10 protein-coding genes and 1 CRISPR repeat array (1 of these 11 cut by a window edge) are annotated in these 14665 nt (G+C 71.0%); of the genes, 2 read left to right on the top strand and 8 right to left on the bottom strand.

Features of this window, described 5'->3' with window-relative positions; all coding sequences use genetic code 11:
- Positions 1-414: direct repeats of the CRISPR family, unit length 28 nt; unit sequence GGAACACCCCCGCCTGCGCGGGGCCGAC (it extends 773 nt beyond the left edge of the window).
- A 308-nt stretch (positions 415-722) separates the two neighbouring features.
- The 4 genes from AB0O01_RS29435 to AB0O01_RS29420 all read right to left on the bottom strand — a co-directional run bounded on the left by AB0O01_RS29435 (position 723) and on the right by AB0O01_RS29420 (position 5632).
- Positions 723-2963 (bottom strand): UvrD-helicase domain-containing protein, encoded by a 2241-nt coding sequence (locus tag AB0O01_RS29435; protein WP_365318044.1) that lies wholly within the window; start codon positions 2961-2963, stop codon positions 723-725.
- Between the two features lie 211 nt (positions 2964-3174).
- A complete protein-coding gene (locus AB0O01_RS29430) occupies positions 3175-3522 on the bottom strand; it encodes a thioredoxin domain-containing protein (protein WP_365318043.1) in 348 nt (115 codons plus the stop codon).
- A complete protein-coding gene (locus tag AB0O01_RS29425; protein WP_365318041.1) occupies positions 3519-3944 on the bottom strand; it encodes a MerR family transcriptional regulator in 426 nt (141 codons plus the stop codon). Before AB0O01_RS29425 ends, AB0O01_RS29430 begins: the two co-directional genes overlap by 4 nt.
- 260 nt (positions 3945-4204) lie before the next feature.
- A complete protein-coding gene (locus AB0O01_RS29420; protein ID WP_365318039.1) occupies positions 4205-5632 on the bottom strand; it encodes a cation:dicarboxylase symporter family transporter in 1428 nt (475 codons plus the stop codon).
- A 152-nt stretch (positions 5633-5784) separates the two neighbouring features.
- Here AB0O01_RS29420 and AB0O01_RS29415 point away from each other — a divergent pair, with 152 nt between their 5' ends.
- Together AB0O01_RS29415 and AB0O01_RS29410 are read left to right on the top strand one after the other, a co-directional pair.
- Complete coding sequence (locus AB0O01_RS29415; RefSeq protein ID WP_365318038.1) at positions 5785-7467, top strand: sensor histidine kinase; 1683 nt, start codon at positions 5785-5787, stop codon at positions 7465-7467.
- Positions 7464-8174, top strand: coding sequence for a response regulator (locus tag AB0O01_RS29410; RefSeq protein ID WP_365318035.1), 711 nt, complete (start codon positions 7464-7466; stop codon positions 8172-8174). The genes AB0O01_RS29415 and AB0O01_RS29410 overlap by 4 nt, the downstream gene beginning before the upstream one ends.
- Positions 8175-8284: 110 nt before the next feature.
- Here the strand turns inward: AB0O01_RS29410 and glgB are convergent, their stop codons facing one another.
- The 4 genes from glgB to AB0O01_RS29390 all read right to left on the bottom strand — a co-directional run.
- Positions 8285-11005 (bottom strand): 1,4-alpha-glucan branching enzyme, encoded by a 2721-nt coding sequence (gene glgB, locus AB0O01_RS29405; RefSeq protein WP_365318033.1) that lies wholly within the window; start codon positions 11003-11005, stop codon positions 8285-8287.
- A 34-nt stretch (positions 11006-11039) separates the two neighbouring features.
- The gene (locus tag AB0O01_RS29400; RefSeq protein ID WP_365318032.1) at positions 11040-12419 is read right to left on the bottom strand and encodes a maltokinase; all 1380 of its coding nucleotides are present in this window, start codon (positions 12417-12419) and stop codon (positions 11040-11042) included.
- A gap of 102 nt (positions 12420-12521) precedes the next feature.
- A complete protein-coding gene (gene treS, locus AB0O01_RS29395; RefSeq protein ID WP_365318031.1) occupies positions 12522-14222 on the bottom strand; it encodes a maltose alpha-D-glucosyltransferase in 1701 nt (566 codons plus the stop codon).
- On the bottom strand, positions 14219-14665 hold a 447-nt coding region (locus AB0O01_RS29390; protein ID WP_365318029.1), incomplete at its 5' end, for an alpha-glucosidase C-terminal domain-containing protein. The genes AB0O01_RS29390 and treS, both read right to left, overlap by 4 nt.

The raw sequence follows: 14665 nt of genomic DNA, 5'->3' as shown, positions 1-14665 counted from the left end.
CGGCCGACCAGCCGCCCGCCGGAACACCCCCGCCTGCGCGGGGCCGACTCGCGCAGCACGCGGCCCCGAAGACAGATCGCCGGAACACCCCCGCCTGCGCGGGGCCGACGTGGACGGTCACCCCTTGTCGTGCTGCTCTTCGGGAACACCCCCGCCTGCGCGGGGCCGACCCTGATGAGGCGCGGGTCGCCGCTGGTCTGCTCGGAACACCCCCGCCTGCGCGGGGCCGACATCGACCGCCGCACCGGCCGCGCGATCCCGCGCGGAACACCCCCGCCTGCGCGGGGCCGACTCGCCGTACCGCTCGACGAGCACGCCGAGGCTGGGAACACCCCCGCCTGCGCGGGGCCGACGCGGAGGAGGACGCGTGGACGCTCGACCGGCAGGGAACACCCCCGCCTGCGCGGGGCCGACCCTTCCTGACCTGCTCCTTCATCCGCAAGAAGCCCTGTTCTCATTCAGTTGGATCGACCCCCACCCCAACCAACACTCCCCATCGGGCAGCCGCAAAGAACCAGCAGCCTCGGCCACCCTTCCCCTAGGCGCTATCCCCAACCTTGCAGGCACCCTACCGAGCCGCACCGAAACGATGGCGGTTACTGGTGATCTCCCCGACAGGCATCCGCAGCGCAACTCGACGCGCCGCGGAACCCCCCGATCCCCGCGCTCCCAACCACCCCCTCCCGCCCCCACACCGCCCCCCACACCCCAGCCCCCCAACATCACCCCTCCCCACCCCACCCCCACTCCGCCCCCCACCGAACCCCCTCCGAGCAAAGCACCCCCACCCTCTGCGTAGCCCGCGTCAGTGCCACATACAGGTCGCTCACCTCATAGACCCCCGGCTCCACCACCAACACCGAGTCGAACTCCAACCCCTTCGCCTCGCTCGGGGCAAGGAGCACCACCCGGCGGGTCAGGTCCGGCTCGCCCCCCGTCCTCACGCCCGGGAGGTTCATCGCCAGGCGGCGGTGCATGCCCCTGGGGGCGATGACGGCCAAGCGGCCTTCCTCGGGGGTCAGTTGCTGCACCGCATCCCCGATCGCCGACGGGATGTTCTCCACCGTCCGCACCCATGGCCGTACCCCCGTCGAGCGGACGGAGCTTGGTGGCTCGAAGTCTGGGCGCTCCGTGCGGAGCACCGCCGCCGCCATGTCCATGATTTCCGCGGGGGTGCGGTAGTTGACGTTGAGGCGGGTGTGGGTCCAGCGGTCCTGCACGTAGGGGGTGAGGATGTCCGACCAGGAGCCGACGCCAGCCGGGGAGGAGGTCTGGGCCGGGTCGCCGACCAGGGTCATCGAGCGGGTCGGGCTGCGGCGCATCAGCAGGCGCCACGCCATCGGCGACAGCTCCTGCGCCTCGTCCACGATGATGTGGCCGAACGCCCAGGTCCGGTCCGCCGCCGCGCGTTCCGCCGCGTTGCGGTGATCCCCCTCCTCGTGGCGTTCCGCGAAGCGTTCCGCGTCGATGATGTCGTGCGCGGAGAGGACCTCGGAGGACTCCGGGTCGTCGTCCTGCTTGTCCTCGAACTCGTAGGTGCGGGAGGCGAAGGAGACGTCCAGGACGCCTTGTGCGTACGCGATCTGGGTCTCGCGTTCGCGTTCGGCTCGTTCGCGGGTCACGCGGTCGTCCTCGCCGAGGAGTTCCGCGGCCTCGTCCAGGAGCGGGACGTCCGCCGTCGTCCACGCGCGGGTCACCGGGCGGCGGATCGCCGCCGCGTCGGCGTCGGAGACGTAAGCGTCCGGCGCCGCCAGGAAGTCGGCTACCAGGCGGCGGGCGGTCAGGCGGGGCCACAGGGTGTCGATGGCCGACCAGACCTCCTCGTTCTCGGCCAGGTCGTCCCGGATCTGGGTCAGGTCTGAGGCGTCCAGCATGCTGGAGCCGTCGTAGGGGTCCGTGCCGATGCGCTCGGCGTACAGCTCGGTCAGGGTGTTGAGGATGTGGCCCTCGAAGTGTTCGCGGGCCGCGTTGTGGGGGAGCCCAGCCGCGCGGGTGCGTTCGCGGGCGACCCCGACCAGCCCGTCGTCCAGCATCAGGATCTCCCGCTCGTGCTCGATCGTGATCACGGGGTCCGGCAGCGCCTGCCGGTCCTGTACGACCGCGGCCAGGACGGCCGCCATCCGCTCCCCGCCCTTCACCGCCTCGGCCCGGGGGGAGTCGGTCGCCGTCGCCTTCACTCCGGGGAAGAGTTCGCCGATCGTGGCCAGGAGGACGCCCGTTTCGCCCAGGGAGGGGAGTACCTCGCCGATGTAGCCGAGGAACGCCGGGTTCGGGCCGACGATCAGGACCGCGCGCTTGGCGAGGAGTTCGCGGTGCTCGTAGAGGAGGTAGGCCGCCCTGTGCAGGGCCACCGCCGTCTTGCCGGTGCCGGGGCCGCCCTCCACCACCAGCACCCCTCGGTGCGGGGCGCGGATGATCTCGTCCTGCTCCGCCTGGATGGTCTGGACGATGTCCGCCATCCGGCCCGTGCGCGCCGAGTTCAGGGCGGCCAGCAGGACCGCGTCCCCGGTCGGGTTCTCGTGGCCGGTGCGCTCGTGGTCGGCCAGGTCGAGGATCTCGTCGTGCAGGGCGGTGACCCGGCGGCCGTCGGTGGAGATGTGGCGGCGGCGGCGCAGGCCCATGGGGGTGTGGCCGGTGGCCAGGTAGAAGGGGCGGGCGACGCCGGCCCGCCAGTCGATGAGGAGGGGGGTGCGGTCGGGGTCGTCGGCGCGCAGACCGATCCTGCCGACGTGGTGGGTGGCGCCGTCGGTGAGGTCGATCCGGCCGAAGCACAGGGAACCGTCCACCGCGTTGAGCGCGGCCAGCAGGCCCGAGCGCTCGGCGACCGCGATGTCCCGCTCCAGCCGTGCCTGCATGGGCTTGTCGCCCTGGGCGAGTGCCTCGCCGACCGACGCCTCGGTGTCGTCGCGCAGGACATCCACCCGGGCGTACAGCCCGTCGATGAATTCCTGCTCGCGGCGCATTTCGACGTCCGGCTCGTCTGGAGATGCGATGTTTGACAATTCAGCTCCCGGACGGATATACTTCGGTTATTGGTTTTCTCGCCATTTCATAGTGGATATGGAGTGGCGAACTCTTGAATATACGCAGAGAAATCCCCCGAGCGCAATTGCTCGGGGGATTTCTTTGTGAGTGCCGGGTGCCCGGTGCCGGGTGCCAGTTACATCGACGAAGTCACCGGCCCGCCACCTCCGTCGCCTCCGCCACCTCCTCCAGCAGGCGTCGCTTCGGTCGCGTCCCCACCATCGCCTTCACCGGCTCCCCGCCCCTGAAGACGAGGAACGTCGGCATCGACAGCACCTTGTAGTGGTTCGTGGTGTCCGGGTTGCGGTCCACGTTCAGTTGGACGACCTTCAGGCGCCCGCTCTCCTCCGCCGCCAGCGCGCTCAGTACCGGCGCCATCTGACGGCACGGCGGGCACCAGTCCGCGGTGAATTCCACCAGCACCGGCAATTCCGACCCGATCACCTCGTCCGCGAAGTCCGCGTCCGTCACCTCGGGTACCCCGGCCGCTCCGGTCATCGCCGTCCTCCCAGTTCGCAACCCGGCTCCGGACCCCCCGGAACCGACGCCTCGGCCGCCAGCGCCGCCCGCTCCCGCTCCGCCCGCGCCAACTGCGCCCCGACCTGTGCCCGTACGGCAGTCAGCTCGCCGATCAGGGTGTCGAGTTCCGCCAGCTTGCGGCGGTAGACCAGGAGGGACGCCGGGCAGAGGTCGCCCTCGGCGTGGCCGGCCCGCAGACACTCCACGAACGGGCGGGTCTCCTCCAGGCCGAATCCGAAGTCCTGGAGGGTGCGGATCTGCCGCAGCAGCCGCAGATCGCCCTCGTCGTAGGTGCGGTGCCCCTGGGCGTTCCGCCGGGCGGGCAGCAGCCCCCGGGACTCGTAGTACCGGAGCGTCCGGGTGGTGGTCCCGGCCCGCTCCGCCAGCTCGCCGATGCGCATGCGTACGAACGTACGGCTTGACGTCGGGGTCAAGGGAAGGGGCGGGAGGGGCGGGAAGGGGAAAGAGGTCACGCGAAAGGACCCCGGGGCGGCTGAGTGACGGGGGGAGAGCTCAGCCGGCCGGGGTCCTTGCGGTGGGTGTCCGGACCCGGTTCAGGCGGGGACGGGCACCCTGGGGGAAGCGGGTCGGGCCACGAGCCCGCTTCCCCCTGTCCTGTGGGCCGGGTGGGATCCGTGCGGGGGATCACCCGGCCGTCGGGTTATGCCTTGGTCAGGTGCTTGCTGTCGCTCTGCTGCGGCTGCGGCTGCTCCGGCACCGCCGCCTCGTCGTCGGCCGCTGCGGCGGGGCCGCCGTGACCGTCGTCCAGCAGGGTCTTCTCGTCGAAGGGGGCATGGCCCGCGAGGACCTGGTTCACCCGCTCGCGGTCGATCTCCTTGGTCCAGGTGCCGATCAGCACCGTGGCGACCGCGTTGCCCGCGAAGTTGGTCAGGGCGCGGGCCTCGCTCATGAAGCGGTCGATGCCCACGATCAGGCCGACACCGTCCACCAGGGCCGGCTTGTGCGACTGGAGGCCACCGGCCAGCGTCGCCAGACCGGCGCCCGTGACACCCGCCGCGCCCTTCGAGGCGACCAGCAGGAAGAGGAGGAGCGAGATCTGCTCGCCGACACCCATCGGCGTACCCAGCGCGTCCGCGATGAACAGGGACGCCATGGTCATGTAGATCATGGTGCCGTCGAGGTTGAAGGAGTAGCCGGTCGGGACCGTGATGCCGACCACCGGCTTGCTGACACCCAGGTGCTCCATCTTCGCGATGAGGCGCGGCAGCGCCGACTCGGAGGACGAGGTGGAGAGGATCAGGAGGAACTCCCGGCCCAGGTACTTGAAGAGGGACAGGATGTTCAGGCCGGAGATGAACTTCAGCAGCGCGCCCAGCACCAGGAAGACGAAGAGGAAGCAGGTCACGTAGAAGCCGAGCATCAGGACGGCCAGGCTCTTCAGCGCGTCCACACCCGCCGAGCCGGTGACGGCGGCGATGGCGCCGAACGCACCGATCGGGGCGGCCCACATGATCATGGCCAGGACGCGGAAGACCAGGCGCTGGATGTGCTCGATGCCCCGCAGGATCGGCTGGCCGGCGTCGCCCATCGCCTGGAGCGCGAACCCGGCGAGCAGCGCGATCAGCAGCGTCTGGAGGACCTCGCCCGAGGTGAACGCCGAGACGATCGTGGTCGGGATGATGCCGAGCAGGAACTCGGTGGTGTCCTTCGCCTCCGAGTCGACCTGCGCCTGACCGGTCTCCCGGATCGCGTCGGTGACCGCGAGGCCGGTGCCCGGCTCCAGGATGTTGCCGACGACGAGACCGATGGCCAGCGCCACCAGCGACATGATCACGAAGTAGATCAGGGCGATTCCGCCGACCGCGCCGACCTTGGCCGCCTTGCGGACCGAACCGATGCCCAGCACGATCGTGCAGAAGATGATCGGCGAGATCATCATCTTGATGAGATTGACGAAGCCCGTTCCGATCGGCTTCAGGTCGACGGCGAAGTCCGGCGCGGCCAGGCCCACGGCGATGCCGAGTGCGACGGCGATGATCACCGCGATGTAGAGATAGTGGGTGCGGTCCCGCTTGGCGGCGGGCGCGGGGGGTGCGGCAGGTGCCGTTTCCGGTGTGCGGCTGCTCACGGCTGCCCCTCCTTGACGTCGTCGTCGGCATCACCCGCGTGCGGCTCACGACCGGGCGTTTTGAGGATTGACGTGACTATCTCCTGGGGTGTGAGGCCGGTCACCCTTGCGTTCATTTAGTTCACGCTTAACGTCAGGGGCACACTGTCGTCATGCGCATTCGCTTTCCTCGGCCCCGGAGTCTGGCCGGTCAGCTCTTCGCCATGCAGGCGGTGCTGATCGCCGTGCTCGTCGCCGGATACGCGCTGTTCACCTACGTCAGCGACCGCACCCAGGCCGAGGACGCGGCCGGGCGCCAGGCGATGGCCGTGGCCCGCGCGGTCGCCGACGCCCCCTCGGTGGCCTCCGCCATCGGCGGCGCCGACCCCACCGCCGAGCTCCAGCCCTACGCGCTGCGGGTCACCAAGGACGCCGGGATCGACTTCATCACGATCATGAATCCCCAGGGCATCCGCTGGACCCACCCCGACGAGACCCAGATCGGCAAGCCGTTCCTCGGCCATATCGACGCCGCCCTCAAGGGCGAGTCCTTCACCGAGACCTACACCGGCACCCTCGGCCCCTCCGTCCGCGCGGTCACCCCGATCACCCTCGACGGGCGGGTCATCGGCCTGGTCAGCGCCGGGATCCGGGTCGAGGCGATCAGCGCGCGGGTGCAGGACCAGGTCACCGCGCTGATCGGCGTCGCGTCGGGTGCGCTCGCGCTCGGCGCCATCGGGACCTATGTCGTCAACGCCCGGCTCCGCCGCCACACCCATGGCATGAACGCCGCCGAGCTGAGCCATATGCACGACTACCACCAGGCCGCGCTGCACGCGGTGCGCGAGGGGCTGCTGATGCTCGACGGGCAGTACCGGGTGGCGCTGATCAACGACGGCGGGCGCGAGCTGCTCGGCGTCAGCGGCGAGGTGGTCGGCCGCTCGGTCGCCGAGCTGGGGCTGCCCGCCCCGCTGACCGGGGCCCTGCTGTCCGCCGAACCCCGGGTCGACGAGGTCCACCTCACCGCCGACCGGGTCCTCGTCATCAACACCTCCCCCGTCTCGGGCGGCGAGCGCCGCGGCTCGGTCGTCACCCTGCGCGATGTCACCGAGCTTCAGTCCCTGATGGGCGAGCTGGACTCGGAGCGCGGCTTCACCGAGGCCCTGCGCTCCCAGGCGCACGAGGCCGCCAACCGGCTGCACACCGTCGTCTCACTGATCGAGCTGGGCCGCGCCGACGAGGCCATCGCCTTCGCCACCGCCGAACTGGAACTCGCCCAGGCCCTCACCGACCAGGTGGTCGCCGCCGTCAGCGAACCCGTCCTCGCCGCCCTGCTGCTGGGCAAGACCGCGCAGGCCAACGAGCGGGGCGTGGAGCTGGAGGTGTCCCGGGAGAGCGGCGGCCTGGACGACGGACTCCTGCCGGGGGCCTTGCCCGCACGCGATCTGGTGACCATCCTGGGCAATCTGATCGACAACGGGGTGGACGCGGCACAGGGCAGCGTCGGCGCCCGGGTGACGGTCGCGGTGTACGCCGAGTGCGACAGCGGCGGGGGTGGTGGTGAGGGCGCCGAGCTGGTGCTGAAGGTGTCCGACACCGGGGAGGGTGTCGACCCCGCCCACACCGACCTGGTGTTCCAGCGCGGCTACTCCACCAAGCCCTCCGGTCCCGGCGGCCGGGGCCTGGGCCTCGCCCTGGTCCGCCAGGCGGTGCACCGGCACGAGGGGACACTGACCGTGACCCAGGCGGCGGACGGCGGCGCGCTGTTCGAGGTACGGCTGCCGCTGCGATCGACGGCGGCAGCGGCGGCGGCAGTACGGGACACCGTGGGACAGAGACAGGAGGGACGGGCATGACCGGCGCGGACAGGGGCGGGGAGCGGCCGATCCGCGTGCTCGTGGTCGAGGACGACCCGGTCGCGGCCGACGCCCATGTCATGTACGTCGGCCGGGTGCCCGGCTTCACCGCCGTCGGCAAGGCCCACACCGGCGCCGAGGCGCGGCGCGCCCTGGAACGCGGCCCGGTCGATCTGCTCCTCCTCGACCTCCACCTCCCCGATGTGCACGGCCTCCAGCTCGCCCGCTCCCTGCGCGCGGCCGGGTATCACGCCGATGTGATAGCGGTGACGTCCGCGCGGGATCTGACCGTCGTCCGTGAAGGGGTCTCCCTGGGGGTCGTGCAGTACGTCCTCAAGCCCTTCACCTTCGCCACCCTCCGTGACCGGCTCGTCCGGTACGCGGAATTCCGCGCGTCGGCCGGTGAGGCCAGCGGGCAGGACGAGGTGGACCGCGCCCTCGCCACACTCCGGGCCCCCGGCCCGGCCGCGCTCCCCAAGGGACTCAGCGGCCCGACCCTGGAGCGGGTCACGGGCGCGCTGCGCACCTGTACGGAGGGGCTCACCGCGGCCGGGGTGGCGGAGGCGGTCGGGATCTCGCGCATCACCGCCCGGCGCTATCTGGAGCACCTGGTCGAGGCCGGTCGCGCGGGCCGCAGCCCGCAGTACGGGCAGGTGGGGCGACCGGAGCTGGTGTACCGGTGGGTGCCGGGGCGCCCTCCTGGCTGAGGCCGGGTGTGCCGGTGGGTGCCGGGTCGCTGTCTCTACAGGGGACGGGCGTGCCGGGCCGCCCTCCCGGCTGAGGCCACGCGGCCCGGCCCAGCCCCACCCCCCCGCGCTCACGCAGGGCGCAGCCACACCGTCGACAGCGGTGGCAGGGTGATCGACACGCTCGCCGGACGGCCGTGCCACCCCACCGGCTCCGGCTTCACCGGGTCGGACCGGGTGACCCCGCCGCCCCCGTACCGCGCCGCGTCCGTGTTCAGGGACTCGTGCCAGGCGGGGATGTCGTCCGGGACGCCGAGCCGGTAGTCCGGGCGGACCACCGGGGAGAAGTTGCTCACCGCGAGCAGCGGGGTGCCGTCGGCGGCCCGGCGCAGGAAGGCGAGGACGTTGTCGTCCGCCGCGTCCCCGGCGATCCACTCGAAGCCGGATGGGTCGGTGTCCCGCTGCCACAGCGCCGGGGTGCGGAGGTACACCCCGTTGAGGTCGCGGACCAGGTCCCGTACGCCCCGGTGGTCCGGCTCCGCGCCGTACGCCGGGTCCAGGAGCCACCAGTCCGGGCCGTGCGCCTCCGACCACTCGGCGCCCTGTGCGAACTCCTGTCCCATGAAGAGGAGTTGCTTGCCCGGGTGGGCCCACATGAACGCCAGATAGGCGCGCAGATTCGCCCGCTGCTGCCACCAGTCGCCCGGCATCTTCGACACCAGCGACCGCTTGCCGTGCACCACCTCGTCGTGCGAGATCGGCAGGACGTAGTTCTCGCTGTACGCGTACACCATCGAGAAGGTGATGTCCTGGTGGTGGTGCTTGCGGTGGACCGGGTCGTGGGCGAGGTACGCCAGCGAGTCATGCATCCAGCCCATGTTCCACTTCAGGCCGAATCCCAGGCCCCCGAAGCCGCTCGGGCCCTGGTGATGGGTGGCCCGGGTGACCCCGTCCCACGCCGTCGACTCCTCCGCGATGGTCACCGCGCCCGGCGCCCGCCGGTACACCGTCGCGTTCATCTCCTGGAGGAACGCCACCGCGTCCAGGTTCTCCCGGCCGCCGCGCTCGTTCGGCGTCCACCCGCCCGGCTCGCGCGAGTAGTCCAGGTAGAGCATCGAGGCGACGGCGTCCACCCGCAGCCCGTCGACATGGAACTCCTCGCACCAGTACACGGCGTTGGCCACAAGGAAGTTGCGCACCTCGCGGCGGCCGTAGTCGAACTCCAGCGTCCCCCAGTCCGGATGCGCCGCCCGCCGCGGGTCCGCGTGCTCGTACAGCGGACGCCCGTCGAACTCCGCCAGCGCCCATTCGTCGCGCGGGAAGTGCGCCGGGACCCAGTCCATGAGGACGCCGATGCCCGCCCGGTGCAGGGCGTCCACCAGGTGGCGGAAGTCGTCGGGGGTGCCGAGGCGGGCCGTCGGCGCGTAGAAGCCGGTGACCTGGTAGCCCCAGGAGCCGCCGAAGGGGTGCTCGGCGGTCGGCATCAGCTCGACATGCGTGAAGCCCAGGTCCTTCACATAGGCGGGGAGCTGGACGGCGAGGTCGCGGTAGGTTAGGCCCGGTCGCCAGGACGGCAGATGCAGTTCGTAGACCGAGAAGGGCGCCTCGTGGACGGGGGTGTCACCCCGGTGCGCCATCCACTCCGCGTCGCTCCACTCGTACGACGAGGTCGTCACCACCGACGCCGTCTCCGGCGGGGTCTGGGTGCGGCGGGCCATCGGGTCGGCGCGCAGGGTCTTCGAGCCGTCCGGGCGGGTCAGCTCGAACTTGTACAGCTCGTCCACGCCGACCCCCGGCACGAACAGCTCCCACACCCCGCTGCCGCCCAGTGAGCGCAGGGGGTGGCCGGTGCCGTCCCAGTGATTGAACGTGCCGGCCACGCGGACGCCCCGCGCGTTCGGCGCCCAGACGGTGAAGCGGGTGCCGGTGACGCCCTGGTGGGTCATCGGTTCGGCGCCGAGCGCCTTCCACAGTTGCTCGTGGCGGCCCTCGCCGATGAGGTGGAGGTCGAACTCGCCGAGGGAGGGGAGGAAGCGGTAGGGGTCCTCGGTCTCGGGTCCGGTCTCCTCGTAGGTCACCTGGAGGCGGTACGCGGGGATGTCGGAGAGGGGCAGCAGGGCCGAGAAGAGGCCGTCGCCGTCGTGGTGGAGTTCGGTACGGAGGGCGGAGCCGTCGGAGGCAGGGGAGGCGTCGGAGGTGATGACGGTGACGGCTCGGGCGTGGGGGCGCAGGACGCGGAAGGCGACTCCGCCGGGGGCGGGGTGGGCGCCCAGGACGGAGTGGGGGGCGTGATGGGTGCCGGAGAGGAGGCGGTTGCGGTCGGGGGTGGGGAGGGGGGAGGAGGGGGGTGGGGTGGGGGCTTTCGTGGGCGTGGCTTTTTTGGCGGGGGCCTTTTTGGCCGGGGCTTTCCTGGCGGTGGTCTTCTTGGCGGGGGTGGCCTTCTTGACCGGGGTCCGCTGGGCAGGGGCTTTCTTGGCGGCGGGGGCCTTCTTGGCCGGGGCCTGCTTGACCTGGTCCTTCGTGACGGGCGCCTTCTTGGCCGGGGTCTTCTTGGCGGGGGTCTGCTGGGCGGGGGCCTTCGCCTCGGCGGGGGCGGTCTTCTTGGAGGCGGCGGCGGTCTTTTTGACGACCGGCGCCTTCTTGGCTGCCGGAGCTTTCTTGGCGACCGGGGCCTTCTTGGCGGCGGCGGCCTTGTTGACCGCAGCCTTCTTGACAGACGCCTTATCGGCCGCAGCCTTCTTGACCGGCGCTTTCTTCGCTGTGGCCTTCTTGACCGGGGGAGCCTTCGCGGCGGGTGGGTTCGCCGGGGTGTTCGGGGGCGGGGTGGTGGTGGACGGGTCGTGCGCGGTCACGGGCGGAGCCTCCTGGGGCGGCCGGGGGGATGGTTCAGGACGGGGAGGTCAGACGGTCGATCGCCGACAGCGGTACCGCGAGCCAGTCCGGCCGGTGCCGTGCCTCGTAGACGACTTCGTACACCGCCTTGTCCGTCTCGTACGCCCGCAGCAGTACGGCGTCCGTGCGCGGGTCGGTGCCCGTGACCTCGGCGTAGCCCGCGCAGTAGGCGTCCCGGCAGGCGCCCGCCCAGGCCGCCGCCGTCTCCTCCGGTACCGGCGGCCGGGCGGAGTGGGCCGCGTAGTCGAAGGACCGCAGCATGCCCGCGATGTCGCGGACCACCGGCTGCGGCATCCGGCGTTCGGCGAGCGGCCGGGCCGGTTCGCCCTCGAAGTCGATCAGCGACCAGGTGCCCGACGGGTCCCGCAGGCACTGTCCGAGATGGAGATCGCCGTGGATGCGCTGGGCGGTCCGGGTGCCCGGCGCGATCCCGGTCAGGGCGTCGAACGCCGCCCGCAGCCCGGGTTCGTGGGCCCGCAGCGCCGGTACCGCCCGGACCGCCGACTCCAGGCGGCCCCGCATGCCCGCGACCAGGGTCTCCAGTTGGGCCGGGCCCAGGGTGACCGTCGGCAGCGCGCGGGCGAGGGCGGTGTGGACGTCGGCGGTGGCCCGGCCCAGTTCACGGGCCTCGGCGGTGAAGTCCCCGGCCTCGGCCTGCGCGCGCAGCGCCAGCTCCCAGCCGTCGGTCACCCCCCGCAGAAACGGCTGGAGGACCCCGAGAACAAACGGTTCGCCACCCGCTTCGGCCGCCTCGGTCCGGATCCACGCGGTGGGCGCGGGTACCCGGGCGGAGCCCTCGCGGGCCAGGGCGAGGGGCAGTTCCAGATCGGGGTTGACGCCGGGCGAGATGCGCCGGAACAGCTTGAGGACATAGGCGTCCCCGTACACGATCGAGGAGTTGGACTGTTCGGCGGTGCTCAGCCGGGGGACCAGGCCGGGGGCGATGTCCTGCTCCGGGTCGCGTTCGAAACGCAGTCCGCCGATGCGGGCCCGGGAGCGCAGGGCCTCCAGGAGGACATCGGCGGGGCGGGGGTCGTGCAGCGCGTCGTACACCGTGAGTCCGGCGAGCGGGCCCTCGGTGGCATGGCCGATCAGCGCGGGCGCCAGCCGGGGCGGCAGCGCCTCGCGCGTGCCTATGAGGAGCTGGTAGCAGTCGCCGCGCGGCGGCTGGTGGGCGCGTACGAGAAGGTGGTGGAGGCCGATCCGGCCGCCGGCGGGGAGCAGTTCGGTGGCCGCCACCAGGGAGAAGCCGCTGAGGGGACGCCCCTTGCCGGCGAACCAGCGCTGCCGGGGCAGCCATGGTCGCAGCAGGGGATCCAGGGACGCGAGCAGGCCGGTGCTGAGCGTGGCGGCACGGGTGACGGCTTCCGACATGGCGTGCGTCCTTTCCCCGGGTCGGGGTGTTGCGTATGCGCGTGCCCGGGGTGGGGCGGGGAGAAACCGCCACCCCGCCCGAGGGGTATGGGGAAGGGGAGGTTAGGCGGCGTCCTTGCGGAGCCGGAACCAGTAGAAGCCGTGCCCGCCGAGGGTCAGCAGATACGGCAGCTCGCCGATCGCCGGGAAGCGCACCCCGCCGATCAGCTCGACCGGATGGCGTCCCTCGAACTCCTGTAGCTCCAGCTCGGTGGGCTGGGCGAACCGGGAGAAGTTGTGCACACACAGCACCAGGTCGTCCTCGTACTCCCGCAGGAAGGCCAGGACGGCGGGGTTGGAGGAGGGGAGTTCGGTGTAGGTGCCGAGGCCGAAGGCGGGGTTCTGCTTGCGGATCTCGATCATCCGGCGGGTCCAGTGCAGCAGCGAGGAGGGCGACGACATGGACGCCTCGACGTTGGTGACCTGGTAGCCGTAGACCGGGTCCATGATCGTGGGGAGGAAGAGCCGGCCCGGGTCGGAGGAGGAGAATCCGGCGTTGCGGTCGGGGGTCCACTGCATGGGGGTGCGGACGGCGTCGCGGTCGCCGAGCCAGATGTTGTCACCCATGCCGATCTCGTCCCCGTAGTAGAGGATCGGGGAGCCGGGGAGGGAGAGGAGGAGGGCGGTGAAGAGCTGGATCTGGTTGCGGTCGTTGTCGAGGAGGGGGGCGAGGCGGCGGCGGATGCCGATGTTCGCGCGCATACGCGGGTCCTTCGCGTATTCGGCGTACATGTAGTCGCGTTCCTCGTCGGTGACCATTTCGAGGGTCAGTTCGTCGTGGTTGCGCAGGAAGATGCCCCACTGGCAGTTCGAGGGGATCGCGGGGGTCTTGGCGAGGACTTCCGACACCGGGTAGCGCGATTCGCGGCGGACGGCCATGAAGATGCGGGGCATGACGGGGAAGTGGAACGCCATGTGGCATTCGTCGCCGCCCGCGCTGTAGTCGCCGAAGTAGTCGACCACGTCCTCCGGCCACTGATTGGCCTCGGCCAGCAGCACCGTGTCCGGATAGTGCGCGTCGATTTCCTTGCGTACTCGTTTCAGCAGCTCATGGGTGGCGGGGAGGTTCTCGCAGTTGGTGCCCTCCTCGGCGAAGAGATACGGCACCGCGTCCAGCCGGAAGCCGTCGATGCCCAGGTCCAGCCAGAAGCGGAGCGCCGAGAGGATCTCCTCCACCACCGCCGGGTTCTCGTAGTTGAGGTCCGGTTGGTGGGAGAAGAAGCGGTGGAAGAAGTACTGCTTGCGGACCGGGTCGAAGGTCCAGTTGGAGACCTCGGTGTCCACGAAGATGATCCGGGCGTCGGCGTACTGCTTGTCGTCGTCGGCCCACATGTAATAGTCGCCGTAGGGGCCTTTGGGGTCCTTTCGGGATTCCTGGAACCAGGGGTGCTGGTCGCTGGTGTGGTTCATGACGAAGTCGATGATGACGCGCATACCGCGCTGATGGGCGGCGTCCACGAATTCCACGAAGTCGGCGAGGTCACCGAATTCGGGGAGGACGGCGGTGTAGTCGGAGACGTCGTAGCCGCCGTCGCGGAGGGGGGAGGTGAAGAAGGGGGGCAGCCAGAGGCAGTCGATGCCGAGCCATTGTAGATAGTCGAGTTTGGCGGTGAGGCCCTTGAGGTCGCCGACACCGTCGCCGTTGCTGTCCTGGAAGGAGCGGACCAGGACCTCGTAGAACACGGCGCGTTTGAACCACTCCGGGTCCCGGTCCTGCGCGGGGGTGTCCTCGAACGTGTCCGGGACGGGCTCGTTGACGATCATGTTGTGGGTGACCCTCCGATCTGCGGGGTGGACGGTCGCAGGACGGTCAGAATGTGCGCGGGCCGGACGCCCGGCTCCAGCCGCACATAGTTGGCCCTGCCCCAGTGATAGGTCTCGCCGGTGAGCAGATCGCGCACCGGCACGGTCTCGTGCCAGTCCAGGCCGAGATGCGGCATGTCCAACGAGACCGTGGCCTCCTGGGTGTGGTGGGGGTCGAGGTTGGCGACCACCAGGACGGTGTTCGCGCCGGAGCGCTTGGAGTACGCGATCACCGCTTCCTGGTCGGCGTGGTGGAAGTGCAGATCGCGTAGTTGGCGCAGCGCCGGGTTGGTGCGGCGGATGGTGTTCAGCCGGGTGATGAGGGGGGCGATGGTGCGGCCGTCGCGGTCGGCGGCGGCCCAGTCGCGGGGCTTGAGCTGGTATTTCTCCGAGTCGAGGTACTC

This window comes from Streptomyces sp. NPDC093252 (genome assembly GCF_040683675.1).
GTDB lineage: Bacteria > Actinomycetota > Actinomycetes > Streptomycetales > Streptomycetaceae > Streptomyces.
The sequence above is the reverse complement of the archived record's forward strand: the minus strand, read 5'-3'. Positions and strand labels throughout refer to the sequence as shown.